Raw genomic sequence first — 23,440 nt, forward strand, 5'->3', positions numbered from 1 at the left:
ATTACTGCTTAAGTTTAGGGTCGAGCGCATCACGTAGGCCGTCCCCCATTAAGTTAAAGGCCAGTACGGTAAACAGAATGGCCAGTCCCGGGAATGTCACCACCCACCAGGCACTTTGAGCAAACTGTAATACGGAAGAAAGCATGGTTCCCCACTCAGGCGTTGGCGGCTGCGCGCCCATTCCCAGGAAACCTAACGCAGCCATGTCCAAAATAGCGTTAGAAAAGCCCAGCGATGCCTGAACGATCAGCGGAGCCAGACAGTTTGGCAGAATATTGATAAACATCTGGCGCATTGGGCCTGCACCCGCCACGCGGGAAGCCGTAACGTAATCGCGATTTACCTCTGACAGCACTGCAGCGCGCGTCAAACGCACATAGTGCGGTAATGATACAAAGGTCAGGGCCAGCGAAGCGTTAACAATCGAAGGGCCGAAAATCGCGACTAATACTAACGCTAGCAGCAAGCTGGGCAGAGCTAACATAATGTCTGCCACGCGCATAATGGCAATATCGATAATGCCGCCCAGATAACCGGCAATAACCCCTAAAATTACGCCAAGAATCAGCGATAAGCTAACGACCAGACAACCAACTAATAATGATAACCGGGTACCGTACATCAGGCGGGAAAGAATATCTCTGCCCACGTCATCGGTGCCTAAAATATGCTGCATGCTGCCGCCGTCCTGCCAGGCAGGTGGTGTTAACAAGGCATCCCGGAACTGCTCTGCCGGTGAATATGGTGCTAGCCATTGGGCACCAACGGCAATAATTAACATAATGATGATATAAATCATCCCCACTACCGCGCCTTTATTGCGGCGAAAGTAGTGCCAGAATTCCTGCAACGGCGTCATTGGTTTTGGCGCAGATACGGTTACTTCACTCATGATGCGCCTCCTATTTTCTATGCCGAATACGTGGATTCACCACACCGTAGAGAATATCTACCAGCAGGTTAACCAGAATTATCATAATGGCGATCAGTAATACGCCACCTTGTACCACCGGATAATCCCGGCGCTGTAAACCATCAATTAACCAACGGCCCAACCCCGGCCAGGAGAAGATGGTTTCCGTTAAAATTGCACCCACTAACAGTGTGCCTATTTGTAGTCCAATAATGGTTATTACTGGCAACAGCGCATTACGCAGTGCATGAATCACAATCACCCGAATGCGACTCAGGCCTTTGGCGCGAGCGGTACGAATGTAGTCTTCTCCCAGCACTTCCAACATTGACGAGCGAGTCATACGCACTATCACCGCCAAAGGAATGGTGCCCAGCACCAGCGCGGGCAGAATAATATGGTGAACCGCATCCCAGAAGTCACCGGGCTCCCCATACAGTAAGGTATCTACCAGCATCAGACCGGTTAAGGGTTTACTGTCATCGAGAAAAATAAAGTCACTGATACGTCCGGAAACCGGCGTCAGATTAAAGTGCACCGAGACCAGCATAATCAGCATCATTCCCCACCAAAAAATCGGCATGGAGTAGCCAGTTAATGCCAGACTGACAGATACATGGTCAAATACCGAGCCGCGTTTTACCGCAGCCAGAACGCCAACAGGAATACCGACGGCGATAGCGAATAACATCGCACAGAAGCCCAGTTCAAACGTCGCCATAAAACGAGGTACAAACTCATCCCAGATAGGGATTTTAGTATTGATGGATACCCCTAAGTCACCATGCAATAAATTGACCACATAATTGATGTATTGCTCATACAGCGGTTTATCCAGCCCCAGTTGAGCCATCATTTGTGCATGACGTTCAGCTGATATACCCCGCTCACCCGCCATTATCATTACCGGATCGCCAGGAATGACATGAATGAAAGCAAAGCTTAATAGGGTAATTCCGATGAAGGTTGGAATAATTAATCCGAAACGTCGGAGGATGAATTGAAGCATAATTGTGTATCTCAGTAGTTATTATAATTACGACAGATTATTGCTCTGTTACAGAGAGACGAGGTTTAGTCGACTGACCCCGAATCAGCAGTAATAGCCGAAACGGGGTCAGAGTTAACTACTTTTTATTTTTCAACGGACGCAGTAGCAAAAGCATGGCGACGACCATCAATCACATAGCCTTTCACTTCTTTACGTACCGGTTCAGACACGGTTGAGTGTGCAATCATCAGAGCCGGGGCCTGATCGTGCATCACTACCTGAGCCTGTTTGTACAGCTCAACACGCTTATTATGGTCAGATTCAACGCGAGCAGCCTGAATCAAATCTTCAAACGGCTTATAGCACCAGCGAGAATAGTTTGAACCATCTTTAGCAGCATCACAGCTAAACAGGGTGGCGAAGAAGTTATCCGGATCCCCATTATCACCAGTCCAGCCAATCAGCATTGCCTGATGTTCGCCATTCTTGGTGCGTTTCAGATACTCGCCCCACTCATAGGTCACAATCTTGGCTTTCACACCGATAGCTGCCCAGTCTGACTGAATCATTTCGGCCATACGACGAGCATTCGGGTTATAAGGACGCTGTACCGGCATTGCCCACAGATCGATACTGAAACCATCTGGCAAACCAGCTTCTTTCAGCAGCGCTTTAGCTTTAGCAGGATCGAACTCATAGTCTTTCACATCATCGTTATAAGACCACATTGTTGGTGGGATCAGGTTTTTCGCAGGCTGACCCGCGCCCTGGAATACTGCATCAATAATTGATTTTTTATTGACCGCCATGGTTAATGCCTGACGAACTTTCAGGTTATCTAACGGTGGCTTTAACATATTGAAAGAAAGATAGCCGATATTCAGGCCCGCTTTCTGTTGAAGAACGATATCTTTATCCTGCTTCATCTTTTCGAGATCCGCAGGGTTTGGATATGGCATTACCTGACATTCATTTTTCTGAATTTTTGCGTAACGAACAGAAGCATCAGGGGTAATTGAGAAAACTAAACGATCGATTTTTGGCTTAGTACCCCAATATTGATCGAATGCTTTATACAGAATGCGGGCATCTTTCTGATACTGCATTAACTGGAATGGGCCAGTACCGATAGGTGACAGATCGACTTGCTCTGGTTTGCCAGCTTTCATCATGGCATCAGCATATTCTGCAGAGAAAATAGAGGCAAAGTCCATCGCGATATCGGCAATAAACGGCGCTTCCGGACGAGTTAACACCATCTTAATGGTGTAATCATCGACCTTCTCAATACTTTGAATCAGATCCTTCATGCCCATATCACCAAAGTAGGCATAGTTACCGCCAGACACTTTATGGTATGGATGGTTTTCGTCTTTTTGACGCATAAAGGAGAAGATAACATCATCCGCATTAAAGTCGCGGGTTGGTTTGAAATCTTTATTACTGTGGAACTTCACGCCTTTGCGCAAATGGAAGGTGTAGGTTTTACCATCGCTGCTCACATCCCACTTCTCGGCCAGACCAGGAATGGTTTCTGTACCACCAATTTTAAACTCGACTAAACGGTTGTAGATAGGTACTGAACTGGCATCAAAGGTTGTACCACTGGTATACAGTTGTGGACTAAAGCCTTCAGGCGATCCCTCAGAGCAATATACCAATGTATTTGCCTGTGCGCCGGCAACAATACCCAGCGCAGCCAGTCCGATACTCAGATTAAGTAACTTCTTTTTCATTATTAACTCCCACGATAATAGGATGTTGTTCGCTTGCTTTGTTTACGAGCCGGTTAACGGTTGTTTCTTTGCATTTTAGTAACGCAATTTATTATTTATATTGACAGTTTTTCGATTCGACGATCAAAAAACAGTCAACGGTCAGCATAACCCTTTATGGAGATAAATAACAAATCGCATAAAAGATACATTTCATTAACATTTACGCAAATGAAGTATAGTCATAAAATTTAAATCAGAATAGTTGCCGCTATTTTGTATTTTTATACTTTAAAAGATCAAAATATCAGCATATTAAATCGTTAATGTTATTTTTTTACTCGAAATACCAGATGAGAAATCGTTGTATGTTATTTTCGCAGGAAGGGAAAAACAGGAATTAAGCGATGAAGAAAGGATTACTTTTAAAACTCTGAATATCATCACACTTTCTGAACCGGTTGGTTCACAAAATAAACAAAAAAGGTTGCACTTAATGGTGACAATGTCACCTATGGTGCAACCTGATTAATTTATTTAACTCAGAAAGCGTGAGTTTTAGCTTTATCTGCAGTTAATTCTGCAATACGCATAATAACGGAGACAGCCTTCTCCATACCATCAACCGTAACAAACTCATGTTTACTGTGAGCATTGTATCCACCGGTAAAGATATTTGGACAAGGAACTCCCATATAGGAAAGGATCGCGCCATCAGTTCCCCCTCGAATAGGGTTAATTACCGGTTCAATCTGGTTATCCAGCACCGCCTGACGAGCAATATCAATCACATGAGGATGGCGTGCTACTTCATCACGCATATTGTAATAAACATCTTTAATGTTAACTTCAATATGGCAGTCCCGGTGTAACCCTTCCCCTACCTGTTGTGCAACCTCAATCAGCATACGTTTGCGACGTTCAAAACCATCACGCTCAAAATCACGAATCAAATAGCTCATTTCAGCGTAATCAATGCTACCGCGCATCGCATTTAAATGGAAGAAACCCTGATGTCCTTCAGTATGTTCTGGTGTTTCCAGTGCAGGAAGCGCCTGTTGAAAACGTGCAGCCAGAGAAAGTGCACTAACCATCACCCCTTTTGCTTTACCAATATGTACCGCATTACCTACAATTTTAACCGTTGCCTGAGCAGCATTGAAGTTTTCACATTCCAGCTCACCTACTCCGCCGCCATCCACGGTATAGGCCCATTTAGCGCCAAATTGCTCAACATCAAAATTCTTCATGCCCTTACCTACTTCTTCATCTGGGGTAAATGCAATTCGAATATCACCATGGGGGACATTGCTACCTTTAAGGCGCGCTATAGCAGTAATTATTTCTGCTATACCCGCTTTATCATCAGAGCCAAGCAAAGTTTTGCCATCGGTGGTGATCAGGGTGTGTCCATACAGTTGATGTAATATCGGGAACATTACAGGTGATAGCACTTCATCACCAATACCCAATGCAATATCGCCACCGCGATAGTTTTCTACAATTTGCGGCCTGACACCTTTGCCTGAAACTTCTGGCGAAGTATCCATATGGGCAAGAAAACCTATGGTGGGAACTGACCAGCCAACATTTGAAGGCAGTGTTGCCATCAGGCAGCCACTCTCGTCTAACACAACATCCGTTAAACCCAGTTCAATCAATTCTTTTTGCAGATTTTTTGCCAACACGGTTTGGCCTTCCGTACTTGGAATCTGGCGAGCATTAGGCCTTGACTGAGTATCAAACGAGACATAGTGAAAAAAGCGATCGAGTAGTCTGTCCATTTTTATCCCCTTAAGTATATCCTTATCATTATGCGTATCCCTTGGTTCAATATATTGCGTCAAGTCAGTTTTAGACCTGTTTTTGCATGATATTTAAAGGAAATAGACAGCAAAAAAATAACATCCAAATGCCAATTTATTCTTTTCGGCAACTCGTTGTTAACCATTAAAAAAATTACTGATAAAAAAACAGACAATAATTGCCTAAATAGGCTTTCATTTATTAACGTCAGGGTCTATTATCCGCGCTCGAAAAATCGAATGGGGTCACTGGTTTTGGATTGGCAGAAATAAGCGGAATAAGTCAATTACGCTACACTTAATGTTTATCCATGCAGTCTTTTCCAGTGATGGTTCTATCTGCCTCAATCCACGGGATAGAGTAACTAAATTAAATGACTGATAACACCTCTATTTTACCAGTTGTCGAACTTAAAAACGTACGTAAAGCATTCGACGGTCGTGACATCATTAACCACTTTAATTTAACGATTAATGATGGTGAATTCCTGACTATCCTGGGCCCTTCCGGCTGCGGAAAAACCACAGTATTACGACTGATTGCCGGTTTAGAAACCGTCGATGAAGGGAGTATTTTACTGACTAATCAGGATATTACGCATCAGTCTGCGGAACAACGGCATGTGAATACCGTATTCCAGAGCTATGCGCTATTCCCTCATATGACGATTTTTGAAAACGTCGCTTTTGGCTTGCGCATGCAAAAAACGCCAGCAGACCAAATTACGCCTCGCGTAATGGAAGCGCTGAAAATGGTACAACTGGACTCATATGCCCAGCGTAAACCACATCAGCTTTCTGGTGGTCAGCAGCAGCGCGTTGCTATTGCGCGTGCCGTAGTGAATAAGCCAAAAGTTTTACTGCTGGATGAATCACTTTCTGCGCTGGATTACAAACTGCGTAAGCAGATGCAGAGTGAACTACAAGCATTGCAGCGTAAACTGGGTATTACCTTCGTGTTCGTTACTCACGATCAGGAAGAAGCCCTGACCATGTCTGACCGTATTGTAGTTATGCGCAATGGCCAAATCGAACAAGATGGCACTCCTCGAGAAATCTACGAAGAGCCCAAAAATATGTTCGTTGCCCGCTTTATCGGTGAAATTAACGAATTTGATGCGGTAATTATTAACCGTATTGATGAAAAACGCGTCTGGGCCAATGTTGAAGGTCGGGAGTGCGGTATTCTGACCGATCTGGATGTTCAGCCAGGGGATAAAGTTAAAGTTCTGCTTCGCCCTGAAGACCTTGCAGTTGTGGCCGTTAAAGACGGTGAAAAAGTGGATGGCCTGGTTGGCTACATTCGCGAACACAACTACAAAGGAATGATGCTGGAATCTGTCGTTGAGTTAGAAAGCGGTAAAATGGTGATGATCAGTGAGTTCTTCAACGAAGACGATCCTGATGTCGATCACTCACTGGACCACAAAGTCGCAGTGACCTGGGTTGAACGCTGGGAGGTGGTACTGGCAGATGAACTCGCACAATAAACCGTCACAGCGTAAGCTGTTTCAACAGGTTTCTATCGCAATCATCGTATCCTGGTTGGTACTGTTTGTTTTCTTACCTAACCTGATGATTATTGGAACCAGTTTCCTTACCCGGGACGATGCGAATCTCATCTCGCTGGTATTTAGTCTGGACAATTATAGTCGGCTGTTCGACCCGATGTATCTGCAGGTGATGTTGCACTCGCTAAATATGGCGTTAATCGCGACATTCTTCTGTTTGATTATCGGTTATCCGTTTGCCTATTGCATTGCCAGCATGCCGAAACGTACCCAGCCAATTATGCTATTCCTGTTGATTATTCCATTCTGGACTAACTCACTGATTCGTACCTATGGCCTGAAAATTTTTATCAGTACTAAAGGTATCCTGAACCAGATTCTGTTAGGCATTGGTTTAATCGATGAGCCGCTGCGTATCATGTACTCACAAGAAGCGGTTATCATTGGTCTGGTATACATTCTGCTACCGTTTATGGTACTTCCTCTCTATTCCAGCATTGAAAAACTGGATAAAACCTATATTGAGGCAGCCCGCGATCTGGGTGCGAAAAAGGTTCAAACCTTTGTACGCGTGATTATTCCATTAACTATGCCAGGCATTATTGCCGGTTGTTTGCTGGTTTTACTACCGGCGATGGGCATGTTCTATATTGCAGACCTGCTGGGTGGTGCGAAGAACTTACTCGTCGGTAACGTAATCAAAAACCAGTTCCTGAGATTGCGCGACTGGCCATTCGGTGCAGCAACCAGTATTAGCTTAACCATCCTGATGGGTCTGATGCTGTATTTCTATTACCGCGTAGCTAAGTTACTTAACCGGAAGGATGAACTGGAATGATTGGACGCCTTTTCCGTGGCGGCTTTATGACCGCCGTTTATGCCTTTTTGTATATTCCGATCGGTATTCTGATCGTTAACTCGTTTAACTCCGCAAAGTATGGCGTGACCTGGAAAGGATTTACTACCCAGTGGTATGAAATCCTGATGAACAACGACAGCCTGTTACAGGCTGCGGGTCACTCGGTGGTGATTGCAACATTCTCTGCCACCTTTGCCACACTGATAGGCTCATTAACGGCAGTGGCGTTATATCGCTATCAGTTCCGTGGTAAACACTTTGTCAGCGGTATGCTGTTTGTGGTGATGATGTCTCCGGATATCGTAATGGCTATTTCGCTGTTGGCACTGTATATGCTGTTGGGGTTATCTCTGGGTTTCTGGTCATTGATGCTGGCGCATATCACCTTCTGTCTGCCTTTCGTGGTAATTACCGTTTACTCTCGTCTGAAAGGTTTTGATGTCAGAATGTTAGAAGCGGCTCGCGATCTGGGTGCTACAGAGTTCACCATCATGCGCAAAATCGTGTTACCTATAGCTATGCCCGCAGTGGTAGCCGGTTGGTTGCTGAGTTTTACGCTATCGATGGATGACGTTGTGGTCTCCTCCTTTGTAACCGGACCATCCTATGAAATTCTACCGTTGAAGATTTACTCAATGGTAAAAGTAGGTATGTCTCCAGAGGTGAATGCACTAGCTACCATTATGCTGGTGTTCTCACTGATTATGGTGCTGGCCAGCCAGCTGGTTATGCGCGATCGCAATACCAAATAAGTTTATCGCCGGAGCCTTGCTCCGGCGTTTAATCTCCAATCGCTCCCTTTTAAGGAGATACGCTGAATGAAAAAGTGGTCTCATCTGCTGGCTGCAGGAGCCATGCTGCTCTCTATCGGTACTGCTCAGGCCGATAAAGATGTCGTTTATTTCTATAACTGGTCTGAATATGTTCCACCGGGATTAATGGATGATTTCACCAAAGAAACCGGTATTAAAGTAATCAACTCATCATTTGAGTCGATCGATACCATGTATACCAAGCTGAAAACCTACAAAGATGGCGCTTACGATTTAGTTGTGCCTTCAGCGTATTTCGTTGCTCGTATGCGTGATGAAGGCATGATTCAAAAGATTGATACCAGCAAACTAAAAAACTTCAAAAACATTGACCCGGCGTTACAGTCAAAACCATTTGACCCAACCAACGAATGGTCTATCCCTTACACTTGGGGTGCTACGGCTATCGCGGTGAATACTGATGTTATCGATCCGAAAACCGTTACCAGTTGGGCTGACCTGTGGGAACCTCGCTTTAAAGATCGCATTCTGATTCTGGATGATGCTCGTGAAGTGTTCCCAATTGCTTTGCAAAAACTTGGTTATTCCATTAATACCACTGACCCTAAACAAATTCAGCAAGCCTATGAAGAATTACGTAAGCTGATGCCTAACGTGGTGGTATTCAACTCCGATGCTCCGGCAAACCCTTATATCGAAGGGGATATTGATATCGGTATGTTGTGGAATGGTTCTTCATATATGGCCCGTCAGGAAGGGGTTCACCTTCAGTTTATCTGGCCTAAAGAAGGTGCCATATTCTGGATGGATAGTATGGCTATACCATCAAACGCCAAGAACGTTGAAGGTGCGCTGAAGTTAATCGATTATCTGCTGCGCCCTGAAGTTGCAGCCAGAATTGCCAATGAGATTGGTTACCCAACGCCAAACATTGAAGCCAGAAAGCTGCTGCCTAAATCGTTAACTGAAGATAAGTCACTGTATCCTGATGCCGAAACCCTTAAAAATGGTCAATGGCAAGGTTCTGTAGGTGAGTCTGGTTTATTGTATGAAACACTATTCCAGAATCTGAAAGCAGGCGGTTGATAAACGTTACGCTATTACCGCAACACAGATTAAATAATGCTGCCGGAGAAAACGTATATCGTCTTCTCCGGTATTTTTTTATCGGTTACCACCCTTTCATTTCGTCTCTTCTTATTGCTCGATTTAAAGCGGACATGATGTATATCAAGTCAAAGCGGGAATTAGACTGAAGTCTAAATTATCCCTTGTTATGATGATCTGGCATATTGTTACCGTTAATCACATTGTTTCACATGCGTGGGTTTATTTATTTCATGGTTTCCTGATATAAAGAATAAACACTCATCGCAATATTAAACATCCTGAAATTTAAGGATGACAAGAGGATAACTGGAATGGTTCAAACACTAACAAAGCAATCCGCTCTCGACCTTTTTGAGCAAATTACTGCCTTCAGCGTTAATGATTCAACACCCGGAATTACCCGTCTGGCCTACTCAAAAGAAGATGAACTGGCACATAAAATGATGATCGAAAAAATGCAGCAAATGGGACTGCAAGTTCGTCAGGATATGATGGGGAATATTTTTGCCCGTCTGCCGGGTAAAAATCCTGAGCTGCCGGCTATTGGTACTGGCTCCCACATTGACTCGGTACCTCAGGGCGGCGCTTACGATGGTGTTATCGGCGTTATTGCTGGCTTATATGCTATCTCCCAGTTTAAACCTCAACAATTAAAACGCTCCCTTGAGCTGGTTATCTTCCGCGCAGAAGAGTCCAGTCGTTTTGGCTTTGCCTGTATGGCCAGCAAAGTGATGGCAGGTCAGGCCGACTTTGATAAGTGGGCAAAAAATACCGACAGTGAAGGTAATAATATTTTTCAGGTGTTAGATAACTGTGGTTATCAAAGCCAGAAGCTGGATGAGTGCCGTCTGCCTGCAGATTACTTCGATGCTTTTATCGAAACTCATATTGAACAAGGCAAAGTGCTGGAGCATCAACATAAGCGTATCGGTGTAGTTAACGGTATTGCTGCCCCATGTCGCTATCGCGTTGAGGTTCACGGCCATGCGGACCATTCCGGCGCAACACCAATGTCTCAGCGTCACGATGCGTTAGTGGCCAGTGCCGCTATTATCACTGATATAAATACCGCAGCCTGTTATGAATCAGCTTATGGCACTGTGGGCACCGTTGGTCGTCTTGACGTAACGCCTAATGCGATTAACGTTATTCCCGGCGATGTAACCTTCTATGTGGATATTCGTGGCGTTGATAAAGCCAGCGTAAATCGCGTTGTGGCTAAGTTCCTCTCATCTGTAGAGCATGCTAAAGCGGCACAGGATGTGGTGATTCATGTTTCCGAGCTGGCGAATGATATGCCGGTGTTGATGAAAGATGAAATTGTGCAACGTCTGGAGCGTATTTGTCAGGAGCACAGTGTTCCTTACGTTACTATGATGAGTGGCGCGGGCCATGACACTATGTATATGGCACAAGACTTCCCGGCAGGCATGCTGTTTATTCCTTCAAAAGAAGGTGTGAGCCACCACCCGGATGAGTATAGCGAGTTTGAAGATGTGATTCTGGCGGCGGAGATTCTGCGGCAGGCTATGGGGGAGTTAGCGGATATTTAGTAGGTTCTGTTAGATTCCGGGATATTCCGGCCGTAAAAGATTATGTGCATACATTATCATTGTGCTCGGCCGGAAGGGCCTGATACTCAGCTTTAGAGTGCGTCGGGCCTAAATTCCCTAGGGGCACTTCGTTGGCTTACGCCAAGTCGACCCCAACGGAAATTTCTCCCTCCGATTCGCTTTGTTCAAAAGACAAAATCACAAACAGATATTCAGGGCATAGCCCTGAATATCAAACAATATTTTGACCTTTTCTGTTGACCTTTAAGAGCACTGGAATTCAGTTGACGACTGAGAGAGGGTAGCACGGCCAACAGGGATGTTGCCCGAGGCGCAGCGACGTCGGGAGCGGCTCTGCGCCGGTGCGTAAGCCCGAACGAAGAAGGAAGGCAGTCGCGTAGCGACCTGGATTCGTGTGCGAAGGCGCGGAGGTGCAGGAGGCGTTAAGGCGACGCCTCCTGCACCTCCGCATGAAAGTTTGGTAAGACACTACTCTATTTGCGGGCGAAACTGACTCAGAACTCAACTATTCATCATCCTCGAACTAGACTGAATACCTAACTTCTTGCCTTCAACCTCAACTGCAATATCGGATACGCCTTCCCCATACCATCCCGTTCAGATCGCGCCACCACCTCAAACCCACAATTAAGATAGAAACCAACGGCCTGTGGGTTTTGTTCGTTTACATCTACCTGGGTGATATGTTTCTGAGCAATAGCATAGTTTAATAGTCGTTTACCCAATCCCTTACCACGACAGTCCGGATCGATAAACAGCATTTCGATTTTATCTTCTGCTATACCAATAAATCCGCTGATCTGGCCCCCTGTAGTTTTGGTGCAAAACAGCGTTACCATTGGCAGAAATTCATTCAATATTAGCGGGCGAAAGAACAGGATATCTTCTTCTGATAAAAAATCATGAGTGGCTCTGACAGAGCGTTCCCATAGTTCGGTAACTTCCGGATACTCTGCTGCAGTAACCGGAAATATCAGATTATTGTTCATCTTATATGGCCTTTGTAATTGTTTTTTAGTTAAAGATGATCGGGTATATCAAATAATTAGGGTTTAATGGTTAATAAACAATCCCTCATTTATTAACCACCTGCTGTCATTACTTCTTTACACAATCAGTCGCGATAGTATTTAAAAAAGTATCCTGGATATATTTCGGTACCACTTCACTGGCTAATCCATAGTGTTTTTCCGTAAAGCTACTGCCAACCTGGCTCTCTTCCAGATTCAATTCTACGGTATGGGCGCCATATAAACGGGCACTACGTACAAATCCAGCGGCAGGATACACATGTCCTGAAGTGCCAATGGCAATAAAATAATCTGCTTCAGCAATCGCCTGATTGATTTTATCCATTTCAAATGGCATTTCACCAAACCAGACAATATGCGGACGCATCGGTTGCGGAGGCTGACAACAGTCACAGAGATCGTTAACCGACAAATCCCCTTTCCACTCGCTAACCTTGCCTGATTTAGTACAACGAACTTTCATTAGCTCACCATGCATATGAATAATTCGCATATTACCAGCGCGTTCATGTAAGTTATCGACGTTTTGCGTAATTAGCAGAAAATTATTGCCCAGAACGTCTTCCAGTTTCGCCAGCGCTTTGTGTGCTTCATTAGGTTGTATTTCAGGATTAAGTAATTGGCGGCGGCGGGCATTATAGAATTTTTGCACAAGTTCTGGATTGGCAATAAAACCTTCCGGAGTCGCAACATCCTCAATGCGATGCTCTTCCCATAATCCATCTGATGCACGGAAAGTACGTATGCCGGATTCAGCTGAAATACCGGCACCGGTTAATACCACTACCGATGGATTTTGGCTGGCTTTCACCTCTTCACAGGCGAAACATAGCACGCTGTGGTAATAACGCATACGATGGCGCTGATGTCGTATATGTTTCACTCTTGAACGAAACAAACGGCGATGAACTCGCATTGCTACAAACTCCTTTTATTACCCGGATTTAATCCAATAAATTTAAAAATGCGGCACCACGAACACCGCCAGAATCGCCCCAGCGGGCTTTTTCGATACGAGGTACTTTTGCCACGCTTAATAAGTGTGGCTTAATTCGCTCTGGTAACAAAGGATACATCTCATCAAAGTTAGATAATCCACCGCCAATCACCACTAAGTGTGGATCGAGAACGGTAAATATATTGGCCAGACAAACCGCCAGTAAATCTAAGAAACGCTCAACATGTTCAACTGCTTTTGCTTCTCCCGCCCGGTAGTGCTGGATAATTTGTTGAGCCGGCAATTTTTCACCGAAGAAATGCTGATACACCCATTCAAATCCCCGACCTGAAATATAGTTTTCGATACAACCGGCATGACCACAACCGCAGGCTACCCGAGGTATATCTCTACCCAGCACTTCCAGCGCATCAACCGGCAATCTCAGATGCCCAAACTCACCAGCGATATAGTGACGACCGCTAAAAGTTTTTCCGTTAATAACAATACCGCCGCCAACACCAGTTCCCAGAATAATACCTAATACGCTGGCGTATTGACGAAACTCACCATCCCAGGCTTCTGACAGGGCAAAACAGTTAGCATCGTTATCAATTCGTACCGGACGCTGAATTAAGGCAGCCAGATCCGCAGCTAATGGCTTACCCATCGCGGCTGGAACATTAGCGGTAAACAGTTTTCCGGTTTCTCCATCGGGCATGCCGGGAATACCGATCCCTACTTTACCCTGACATCCTAATTGGCTATCGGCTTCAAGAACCAGCTCTGATAATACTTTCAATAATGCCGGGTAGTCATCACGAGGAGTAGGAACCCGTTTTTGAATCAGACGGTGATGTTGTTCATCAAAAGCACCGAACTCTATTTTGGTACCGCCCATATCAAAGCCGTAGTACATATCTCTTCCCTTCTCACTTATCAGGTGATCTATTACTGTCCGCTCAGCACACGCGCAGGATCGATACGGCTTGCTCGTCTGGCTGGATACCAACTGGCAATCAGGCTCAGGATAATCGACGTTACCAGTACACTAACCACATCAAGCAAATGCAGTTCAGACGGTAGAAAATCAATAAAATAGACGCCGCCGGATAAAAAATGATGCCCAATCATGTTTTCTATTATCTTAATAATATTAGTGAGCTGCATGGATACGATCACTCCCACTACCACACCACTGATACTACCAATCAGACCCGCCATTAAGCCGTACCAGATAAACACCGAACGAATCAGTCGGTCTTTCGCTCCCAGCGTTCTCAATACCGCAATATCTGAACTTTTATCTTTTACTGCCATCACCAGCGTTGAAACAATGTTAAAACAGGCAACACCAATCACCAGAATCATCGCCAGATACATGATGCTGCGTACCAGTTGAATATCGCGGTACATATAGCCATAGGTTGAAATCCAGCTACGATAATAGGCATATTTACCCGTCGCTTCTACCGCACGCTTAGAGACCACATTAGCGGTGAAAACATCATTCGCTTTAAATGCGATACCGGTGACACTATTTCCCATCTCCAGATATTGCTGAGCATCGCTCAGTGGCACCATACCAAAGCTATGGTCGAGCATTCCACTCAACTGTAAAATTCCCACAATATGCAAGCGAATGCGCTGCGGCTGACCGATCTTCATTTCACCGCTTGGGTCGCTGCTTGGGATCATAACCGTCACCCAATCACCTTGCTTTACATTGAGTTCGTCGGCAATGCCTTTGCCCAGAATCAGTTGCTGCTCACCAGATCTAAACTCTTTCCAGGCATTGTCTTGTACGAACTGCGGTAAGGCGCTCAGTTTCTCTTCCTGATCCGGTTGAACACCACGAACCTGGATAGCTCGCAGTTGAGTACCGCTTTCAACCAGACCGGTAAATGAAATAAAAGGCGCTGCCGCAGCCACACCATCCGTCTGTTCAACCTGTTTTAATGCAGCAGGCCAGTCATTAAATGGTTGATCGACGGCCTCAATTTCACCATGGGGAACGACTGCCAGAATGCGGTTCTTCAGCTCACGTTCAAAACCGTTCATAGCGCTCAGGCCAATAATCAGTACCGCTACACCCAGCGCAATACCAATAGTCGAAATAATGGATATCAGTGATACCATTCCACTACGGCGGCGGCCACGGCTAAAACGAAGTGCAATTTTTAACGACAGCGGTGCAGCAGACATTACTCAGCCTCCAGCATCATTGACTGCTGACTCAGGTGGCCATCACGCATTTCAAGCTGACGATCGAGGCGACGGGCCAGTTTTAAGTCATGAGTGACTACCAGAAATGCCGTACCCTGTTGACGATTCAGGTTTCCTAACAGTTCGAAAATACTGTCTGCGGTGCGTTGGTCAAGGTTACCGGTAGGTTCATCCGCCAGTACCAGCGCAGGATTATTGACCAGTGCACGAGCGATCGCTACCCGCTGACGCTCTCCACCAGAGAGTTCTGACGGGCGATGTGCCGCACGTTTTTCCAGCCCAACAGCAGCCAGCATTGCTCTGGCACGATCTTCTGCTTCGGAAGGTTTAACCTGACCAATCATTAGTGGCATTGCTGCATTTTCTAACGCGGTAAAATCTGGCAATAGATGGTGGAACTGATAGATGAATCCTAACTGTGTATTACGCAGTTCTGCTTTGGCGGTTGAACTCATAGAACTCAAAGAACGACCTTTAAAAATCACATCTCCTGAGGTTGGCGCATCTAATCCACCAAGCAGATGTAATAACGTACTTTTACCCGAGCCAGAACTACCGACAATAGCCATTAATTCACCGGGAGCCATTGAAAAAGTAACATCTTTCAACACTTCGGTTTTTAATTTGCCTTCCTGATAGGTTTTGCAAAGGTCTATACATTGCAGTAACAAAGATTTATTCATAGCGTAATGCCTCTGCGGGTTGTACGGCGGCAGCCCGCCAGGAAGGATAAAGCGTGGAAAGCAGCGCCAGTCCCATAGAGAACAGCGCAATAATAATCACCTGAGAATAATTGATAACCACCGGCAGACCCGCCCCGGACAGAGAACGCCCAATAAACGGCATGAGTACATTCAGGTTACCGGCGAGAAGAACGCCCAATAATGAGCCTGACAGTGCACCAATGATGCCTGCGGTAGCCCCCTGAACCATAAAGACACTCATAATATGTCGACGTTTAAGCCCCTGAGTTTTCAGGATAGCGACTTCCCCTTGTTTCTCCATCACCAACAGACTAAGAGAAGTAACAATATTAAAAGCAGCTACGGCGATAATCAGGCCAATCAACAGCCCCATCATGTTTTTTTCCATCCGTACTGCCTGGAACAGTTCGCCTTTACGCTCCCGCCAGTCTTTCATCACCAGTCCTTCCGGCAATGGTTGTTGGCTAAGAGAAACTACATCCAGTGGTTTTTGCATATATAGACGCCAGCCGCTGATATTACCAGCCGCATAACGCATCAAACGAGAAGCATCCTGTTGATTCACCAACAACTCACTGGCATCAACTTCGCTACCGGCAGCAAAAGTACCAATAACCGTAAATAAGCGTTGGCTGGGAATTCGCCCCATTGGCGTAAACTGGCTGGCTCCGGTTACCATAACTCTGATTTGATCGCCCAGCTTGATACCCAACTGTTCCGCCAGTTTCTCACCAAGAATTACCCGATAGCTGCCCGGTTCCAACTGAGAAACGTGAGCGCCGTATACCGCACCCGCCAGTGGGTCATTGTCTTCTTTATTTATCCCCAGCATGACGCCAACAGAGAGCCCTTTGGCGCTTTGTAAAATGACATCACCCGTAGTTAACGGAACAATGCGTGTGACACCCGGCAGCGATGATAGTTGGGTTATTGGATGTTCCTGAGGATTGATATTCCCCTGTTTGGTGGTGACTAACGCCTGTGGCATCAGCCCTAAAATATTCTTTTCCAGTTCCTGTTCAAAGCCATTCATTACCGATAATACGGTAATCAACGCCATCACACCGAGAGTAATACCGATGGTGGATAACCAGGATACAAACTGGCTAAACCGGTCTGTCGCTCTTCCACGCATGTAGCGCAGACCTATAAATAACGCAACGGGTTGATACATTAAGATCTATTTACTCTTTTTATGGACGCTCACCTGTAAGTGTTCCCGGTAAGTCAGTCAGCCAGTAATAAAAATCATCGTATTATGACGAAACGCTTTCATTGCATTATCGCTCAGGGATAATAAAGGCTGATGGCACTTTATGGAACCTTTAAGCGCTTATCTGCCGATATTTCTTCCGGGCGCATTTTATCATTGATATACCAATGGAAAAATCCCCGTTACCCTAACCTTTACACAGATTTAAATCTGATTTCACCGGACAACACCCCATAGATTAGATTAAAATAGAATGCACCATGACCTGTGCCATGATGCACAGCGTTACATTCACTCAGCCAGATTGGTATGGGATTGCGCATTCAATGCCCGTCCCTACAGGTTTAGTTACCGACCAGATAAAGAGATTTTATTACAGAATGTCCCTTCAACATCGTTTTACGTTACCAGAGCGCCCGGGTGATCTGCGTCAGATCGGTCATTTATACGGTTCTTCCATTGCGGTTATCAGTGCTGAAATTATTAACCGGCATTCTGGTCCGGTTCTGTTAATTACTGCGGATATGCAGCAGGCTCTGCGAGTTAACGATGAACTGCGCCAGTTTACCCGTAAGCCTGTGACGGCACTGCCGGATTGGGAAACACTGCCTTATGACAGTTTCTCTCCCCATCAGGAAATAGTCTCTTCACGCCTTTCCAGCCTTTATCAACTACCGCAGATGCAAGATGGCGTGATGATTCTGCCGGTTAACACCCTGATGCAAAAAGTTTGCCCTCATGCGTTTTTGATGGGGCACGCGCTGGTGGCGAAAAAAGGCGATCGTTTATCGCGGGATAATTTGCGTTCTCAACTGGAACAGGCGGGTTATCGCTCGGTCGATCAGGTACTGGAACACGGTGAATTTGCTACCCGTGGCGCCCTGCTGGACCTCTTCCCTATGGGAAGCGAAGAACCTTACCGTCTGGACTTTTTTGATGATGAAATCGACAGTATTCGCCTGTTTGATGTAGATACTCAGCGCACCCTGAACGAAGTGGAGCATATTAATCTCCTGCCAGCCCACGAGTTCCCAACGGATAAGAATGCGATTGAGTTATTCCGTAGCCAGTGGCGTGAGCAATTTGAAGTACGACGTGACCCGGAGCATGTCTATCAACAGGTCTCTAAAGGTGTCTGGCCTGCCGGTATCGAGTACTGGCAACCGCTGTTCTTTAGCCAACCTCTTCCAGCTCTGTTTAGCTATTTACCTGACAACACTCTGTTAATCAGTCTGGGAAATATCGAACAGGCCGCTGAACGTTTCTGGGCTGATGCTTCTCAGCGTTTTGATAACCGCCGCGTCGATCCAATGCGCCCTCTTTTGCCACCAGAGAATCTGTGGCTACGCGTTGACCAGCTATTTGCTGAATTAAAACAGTGGCCGCGTATTCAGCTTGACCATGAAAGCGTTAGTAAAAAAGCGGGCAGCCTGAATCTGGACTATCAGCCGTTGCCGGATATTGCCGTTCAGCATCAGAATAAATCGCCATTAGATAATCTGCGTCGCTTTATTGAGTCTTTCCAAGGGCAAGTGGTGTTCTCAGTGGAAAGTGAAGGCCGTAGAGAAACACTACAAGAGCTGTTAGCACGTATTAAGTTACGTCCGGTGTTAATTGATGAACTAACTCAGGCGCAACAGCCGGGACAGTATCTGATGATTGGAGGCTGTGAACACGGTTTCCTTGATAATAACAATCAGCTTGCCGTCATATGTGAAAGCGACCTGTTAGGCGAACGCATTATGACTCGCCGTCAGGATAATCGCCGGACAATCAATACCGATACGCTGGTGCGTAATCTGGCGGAACTTCGTCCGGGTCAACCGGTAGTTCATCTTGAGCACGGTGTTGGCCGTTACGCTGGGCTGACTACATTAGAAGCTGGCGGGATAAAAGCTGAATATTTGATTCTGACTTATGCCGGTGAAGACAAGCTGTATGTTCCGGTCTCTTCTTTACATCTGATCAGTCGTTATTCTGGTGGTGCTGAAGAAAATGCACCGTTGCATAAGTTGGGTGGTGAAGCCTGGAGTAAAGCGCGACAAAAAGCGGCAGAAAAAGTACGTGATGTTGCGGCAGAACTTCTGGATATTTATGCCCGTCGGGAAGCTAAACCGGGATTTGCCTTCAAACAGGATCGCGAACAGTATCAGCAATTCTGCGAATCATTCCCTTATGAGCCAACGCCAGATCAAATCAATGCTATTGGCGCAGTATTAGGGGATATGTGTCGAGCTAATGCCATGGACCGTCTGGTGTGTGGTGATGTTGGCTTTGGTAAAACCGAAGTCGCAATGCGGGCCGCATTCCTTGCGGTTATGAATAATAAGCAAGTTGCTATTCTGGTACCAACGACACTATTAGCTCAACAGCATTACGATAACTTTCGCGATCGCTTTGCCAACTGGCCTGTTCGCATTGAAGTGATGTCGCGCTTCAGAACGGCTAAAGAGCAGCAGCAAATTTTAGAGGCTGCCGTCGAAGGTAAAATTGATATTCTGATTGGTACCCACAAATTACTTCAAAACGATCTGCGCTGGAAAGATTTAGGCTTATTAATTGTTGATGAAGAGCACCGCTTTGGTGTACGCCAGAAAGAGCGTATTAAAGCTATGCGGGCCGACGTGGATATTCTGACATTGACCGCCACTCCGATTCCCCGCACCTTAAATATGGCCATGAGCGGTATGCGCGATCTGTCTATTATCGCCACCCCACCAGCTCGTCGTTTAGCGGTAAAAACCTTTGTCCGTGAATATGATGACCTGATTATTCGTGAAGCTATTTTGCGAGAAGTGTTACGTGGTGGACAGGTCTATTATCTCTACAATGACGTAGCCAGTATTAATAAAGCCGCGGAACATCTGACTCAGCTAGTGCCAGAAGCCCGTATCACCATTGGTCACGGCCAAATGCATGAACGAGACCTGGAACGAGTGATGTCCGACTTCCATCACCAACGTTTTAACGTTCTGGTATGTACCACCATTATTGAAACTGGTATTGATATTCCAAATGCCAATACCATCATTATTGAACGTGCCGACCGTTTTGGACTGGCGCAGCTTCATCAGTTACGTGGACGTGTGGGTCGTTCTCATCATCAGGCTTACGCCTATCTGTTAACACCACATCCAAAAGTGATGACTACTGATGCGGTTAAACGTCTTGAAGCCGTTGCATCACTGGAAGATCTGGGTGCCGGTTTTGCCTTAGCGACCCACGATCTGGAGATCCGTGGTGCCGGAGAGCTACTGGGAGAAGATCAAAGCGGCCAAATCACCACTATCGGTTTCTCTCTGTATATGGAATTACTGGAAAGTGCAGTAGATGCTCTGAAAGATGGCCGTGAGCCATCATTAGAAGATCTGACACAAAGCCAGACCGATGTGGAATTACGCGTCCCTGCTCTGTTACCAGATGATTATATGCCGGACGTGAATACTCGCCTGTCATTCTACAAACGCATTGCCAGTGCAATGACCGAAGACGATCTGGACGAACTGAAAATCGAACTGATTGATCGTTTCGGTCTGTTGCCCGATGCAACCCGTAACTTGCTACAAACCGCCGCCATACGCCAACGTGCTAAGAAACTCGGAATTAAGCGCATTGAAGGAAATGAAAAAGGTGGATTTATCGAATTCAGTGAACGCAACCATGTTGACCCAAGCTATCTGATTGGTCTGTTGCAGAAACAACCACAGCGCTACCGTCTGGATGGTCCAACTAAACTGAAGTTTAATATCGATCTAACCGACAGAATAAAGCGGTTAACGTTTATCAGTGAATTACTGGGGAATTTTGAACAACATCGGTTGGCATCTTAATTAATCAGCTCTGATAATGCGTTAATTTAAAGGGGAATTCAGCTATCAACTGGATTCCCCTTCTCATTTAGCATTAGACCAGGCTATTAATGCAACTTCAGTCTTGGTCGAATAATCCGGTTAATACTTCCCACCAAAACAATCAGTCCGGTCTTCACACAACCAAACAGCGCTACCTGATGCATACGGTACAGAGAAATATAAGCCAGTCGAGCCAGGCGACCTTCGATCATCATTGAGCCTTTAGTCAGGTTCCCCATCAGGCTGCCAACGGTACTGTATTTCGACAATGAGACCAGCGATCCGCGATCGGTATAACGATAGTTTTTCAAGGTGCCGCCGTTCAGCAGAGCCATAATATTGTGGTAACACAGCGTTGCCATTTGATGCGCAGCCTGAGCGCGCGGAGGAACGGGTGTGCCATCATCTTGCAGACAGTTAGCACAATCACCTAAAGCGAAAATAGAAGGATCACGCGTGGTTTGTAATGTCCGTTCAACCACTAACTGATTAATACGATTAGTTTCAAGACCTGCGATATCTTTTATAAAGTCAGGTGCTTTAATACCTGCTGCCCAAACCAGCAGATCGGCTTTAATAAACTCACCGTCTTTAGTATGCAGACCATTAGCATCAGCACTGGTTACCATGGTTTTGGTTAATACATTAACGCCTAAATTGGTCAATTCCTGATGGGCAGAGGAAGATATACGTACTGGCAATGCAGGCAGAATACGTTCACCCGCCTCAACCAGAGTAACGTTTAGCGCTTTACTATCCAGCCCTTTATAACCATAGCTGTGCAACTGTTTTACCGCATTGTGCAACTCAGCTGACAGCTCAACACCCGTTGCCCCACCGCCAACAATTGCAATATTGACACGTTCTTCTTCATGAGGTTGGGAAGAGAACTTCAGGAACAGGTTCAGCATTTTATTATGGAAAAGTTGAGCCTGTTTTGGATTGTCCAGATAGATACAGTGATCTTTTACGCCTGGCGTACCAAAATCATTAGAAACGCTGCCCAATGCCATTACCAGAATGTCATAAGATAAATTGCGCTCAGGTACCAGTTCCTCCCCTTGCTCATTATCGATACGCGCCAGACGAATATGCTTCTCATCACGGTTAATATCGATCAACGTGCCCAGTTGAAAACGAAAAGCGTTGTTTCTGGCATGAGCCAGATAACTTAATGCGTCGACACCATCATCTAATGCACCGGTTGCCACTTCATGTAGTAAAGGCTTCCATAAATGACTGTGATTACGATCCACTAAAGTGATCTCAGCCTTACCTTTACGACCCAGCTTTTTACCCAGACTGGTCGCAAGCTCAAGGCCACCCGCGCCACCGCCAACAATGACAATTTTTTTAGTTTCTGTTTCCACGTTAATATCTCACTAAAAAATAAACCACAAATTCGGGTAATGGTTTTCTCTCATCGCCTTTTAAAACAACAGCCCGACTTGATTCTCATTACTACATTGGAGACAGAATATCATAATTGGGCATTTGGTCATACCAAATTTGATATAAATCAATTTATGTAAAAATCACACACTTTCGAACTATTCGTGCAAACAACAGGCATAAAAAAACCGGCAACAAAACTGGCTGCCGGTTGATTATATGAAAGTAAAATTAACGTTGTTTAAACGCTTTTATAGCCTGCAGATGGGTGGATATCTCTTTAAACTTATGCCCCTGCTTTTCATCCCAAATCAATGGGTAATATGGGCTAAGTATTTCTGCACTACGCTGGCTATCCAGCGCTTCATCATGGCGGGAAAGGATCACCAGACAGTTATCCTGATTTTTGGTACGGAACTCATCCACACACTTAGTTGCAATATCCAGATACTCTTCCGGACGATCAATCTTTCCGGGCATATTCTCATGAGGAAACAGATTAGGATTGAAAATGGTTTGGCGAATACCGCACAAGAATCCTATTCTTTCAGCCCAAAAGCCTCCAAGCCCTACGCCACAAATCAACGGCGAACTATCATCTGATTGCTGAACTGCCTTATCTGTTTCTTTCAATAAATACTGCATATCATGACGCGGATGGCGCGTGCTATAACTGATAAAGCGCACATCCGTATCAATAAACTGTAGCTGTAAGACCTTCTCATGATTCCCCGGACTGGTTGAATCAAAACCGTGTAAATAAATAATCATATTTAGCCCCACTAACTACCGGTGTATGACATCATTACCTTATCTTGCCCAAAAAGCGTGTTTC

The 23,440-nt window shown here is 45.5% G+C and carries 18 protein-coding genes; 6 read left to right on the plus strand and 12 right to left on the minus strand.

Annotated features, from left to right (window positions below; all coding sequences use genetic code 11):
- Position 1 precedes the first annotated feature (1 nt).
- From dppC to pepT, 4 genes are all read right to left on the minus strand, one after another.
- A complete protein-coding gene (gene dppC / locus GOL65_RS04170; protein WP_130591113.1) occupies positions 2 to 892 on the minus strand; it encodes a dipeptide ABC transporter permease DppC in 891 nt (296 codons plus the stop codon).
- Between the two features lie 10 nt (positions 893 to 902).
- A complete protein-coding gene (gene dppB, locus GOL65_RS04175; RefSeq protein ID WP_140920853.1) occupies positions 903 to 1,922 on the minus strand; it encodes a dipeptide ABC transporter permease DppB in 1,020 nt (339 codons plus the stop codon).
- A gap of 125 nt (positions 1,923 to 2,047) precedes the next feature.
- Entirely contained in the window at positions 2,048 to 3,640 is a 1,593-nt protein-coding gene (gene dppA, locus GOL65_RS04180) for a dipeptide ABC transporter periplasmic-binding protein DppA (RefSeq protein ID WP_140920854.1), read from the minus strand.
- Positions 3,641 to 4,161: 521 nt separating this feature from the next.
- Entirely contained in the window at positions 4,162 to 5,403 is a 1,242-nt protein-coding gene (pepT, locus tag GOL65_RS04185) for a peptidase T (RefSeq protein ID WP_140920855.1), read from the minus strand.
- 395 nt (positions 5,404 to 5,798) lie between these two features.
- On the opposite strand from pepT, the gene potA reads away from it, so the two are divergent.
- The 5 genes from potA to GOL65_RS04210 all read left to right on the plus strand — a co-directional run bounded on the left by potA (position 5,799) and on the right by GOL65_RS04210 (position 11,230).
- On the plus strand, positions 5,799 to 6,914 hold the full coding sequence (gene potA / locus GOL65_RS04190) for a spermidine/putrescine ABC transporter ATP-binding protein PotA (protein ID WP_140920856.1): 1,116 nt from the start codon (positions 5,799 to 5,801) through the stop codon (positions 6,912 to 6,914).
- Positions 6,898 to 7,773, plus strand: coding sequence for a spermidine/putrescine ABC transporter permease PotB (gene potB / locus GOL65_RS04195; RefSeq protein ID WP_140920857.1), 876 nt, complete (start codon positions 6,898 to 6,900; stop codon positions 7,771 to 7,773). Before potA ends, potB begins: the two co-directional genes overlap by 17 nt.
- Positions 7,770 to 8,546 (plus strand): spermidine/putrescine ABC transporter permease PotC, encoded by a 777-nt coding sequence (gene potC / locus GOL65_RS04200; protein ID WP_130591107.1) that lies wholly within the window; start codon positions 7,770 to 7,772, stop codon positions 8,544 to 8,546. Before potB ends, potC begins: the two co-directional genes overlap by 4 nt.
- 66 nt (positions 8,547 to 8,612) lie before the next feature.
- A complete protein-coding gene (gene potD / locus GOL65_RS04205) occupies positions 8,613 to 9,653 on the plus strand; it encodes a spermidine/putrescine ABC transporter substrate-binding protein PotD (protein ID WP_140920858.1) in 1,041 nt (346 codons plus the stop codon).
- Positions 9,654 to 9,988: 335 nt separating this feature from the next.
- Positions 9,989 to 11,230, plus strand: coding sequence for a Zn-dependent hydrolase (locus GOL65_RS04210; protein WP_140920859.1), 1,242 nt, complete (start codon positions 9,989 to 9,991; stop codon positions 11,228 to 11,230).
- A gap of 557 nt (positions 11,231 to 11,787) precedes the next feature.
- On the opposite strand, the gene GOL65_RS04215 is transcribed toward GOL65_RS04210, so the two are convergent.
- The 6 genes from GOL65_RS04215 to lolC form a co-directional block, all read right to left on the minus strand.
- The gene (locus GOL65_RS04215) at positions 11,788 to 12,240 is read right to left on the minus strand and encodes a GNAT family N-acetyltransferase (RefSeq protein WP_140920860.1); all 453 of its coding nucleotides are present in this window, start codon (positions 12,238 to 12,240) and stop codon (positions 11,788 to 11,790) included.
- A gap of 109 nt (positions 12,241 to 12,349) precedes the next feature.
- The gene (cobB, locus tag GOL65_RS04220; RefSeq protein ID WP_140920861.1) at positions 12,350 to 13,198 is read right to left on the minus strand and encodes a Sir2 family NAD+-dependent deacetylase; all 849 of its coding nucleotides are present in this window, start codon (positions 13,196 to 13,198) and stop codon (positions 12,350 to 12,352) included.
- A 28-nt stretch (positions 13,199 to 13,226) separates the two neighbouring features.
- On the minus strand, positions 13,227 to 14,138 hold the full coding sequence (nagK, locus tag GOL65_RS04225) for an N-acetylglucosamine kinase (RefSeq protein ID WP_140920862.1): 912 nt from the start codon (positions 14,136 to 14,138) through the stop codon (positions 13,227 to 13,229).
- 32 nt (positions 14,139 to 14,170) lie between these two features.
- Positions 14,171 to 15,424 (minus strand): lipoprotein-releasing ABC transporter permease subunit LolE, encoded by a 1,254-nt coding sequence (gene lolE / locus GOL65_RS04230; RefSeq protein ID WP_140920863.1) that lies wholly within the window; start codon positions 15,422 to 15,424, stop codon positions 14,171 to 14,173.
- The gene (lolD, locus tag GOL65_RS04235) at positions 15,424 to 16,128 is read right to left on the minus strand and encodes a lipoprotein-releasing ABC transporter ATP-binding protein LolD (RefSeq protein WP_140920864.1); all 705 of its coding nucleotides are present in this window, start codon (positions 16,126 to 16,128) and stop codon (positions 15,424 to 15,426) included. Before lolD ends, lolE begins: the two co-directional genes overlap by 1 nt.
- Positions 16,121 to 17,323, minus strand: a complete 1,203-nt coding sequence (gene lolC / locus GOL65_RS04240) for a lipoprotein-releasing ABC transporter permease subunit LolC (RefSeq protein ID WP_140920865.1) — start codon at positions 17,321 to 17,323, stop codon at positions 16,121 to 16,123. Before lolC ends, lolD begins: the two co-directional genes overlap by 8 nt.
- Before the next feature lie 419 nt (positions 17,324 to 17,742).
- On the opposite strand from lolC, the gene mfd reads away from it, so the two are divergent.
- Positions 17,743 to 21,192, plus strand: a complete 3,450-nt coding sequence (gene mfd / locus GOL65_RS04245) for a transcription-repair coupling factor (protein WP_140920866.1) — start codon at positions 17,743 to 17,745, stop codon at positions 21,190 to 21,192.
- A gap of 86 nt (positions 21,193 to 21,278) precedes the next feature.
- Here the strand turns inward: mfd and GOL65_RS04250 are convergent, their stop codons facing one another.
- Both GOL65_RS04250 and ycfP read right to left on the minus strand, forming a co-directional pair.
- Complete coding sequence (locus GOL65_RS04250) at positions 21,279 to 22,583, minus strand: NAD(P)/FAD-dependent oxidoreductase (protein WP_140920867.1); 1,305 nt, start codon at positions 22,581 to 22,583, stop codon at positions 21,279 to 21,281.
- Between the two features lie 253 nt (positions 22,584 to 22,836).
- Positions 22,837 to 23,376 (minus strand): alpha/beta hydrolase YcfP, encoded by a 540-nt coding sequence (gene ycfP / locus GOL65_RS04255; RefSeq protein WP_140920868.1) that lies wholly within the window; start codon positions 23,374 to 23,376, stop codon positions 22,837 to 22,839.
- Positions 23,377 to 23,440 lie beyond the last annotated feature (64 nt).

Origin of the sequence: Limnobaculum xujianqingii (genome assembly GCF_013394855.1) — a bacterium.
Lineage (GTDB): Bacteria > Pseudomonadota > Gammaproteobacteria > Enterobacterales > Enterobacteriaceae > Limnobaculum > Limnobaculum xujianqingii.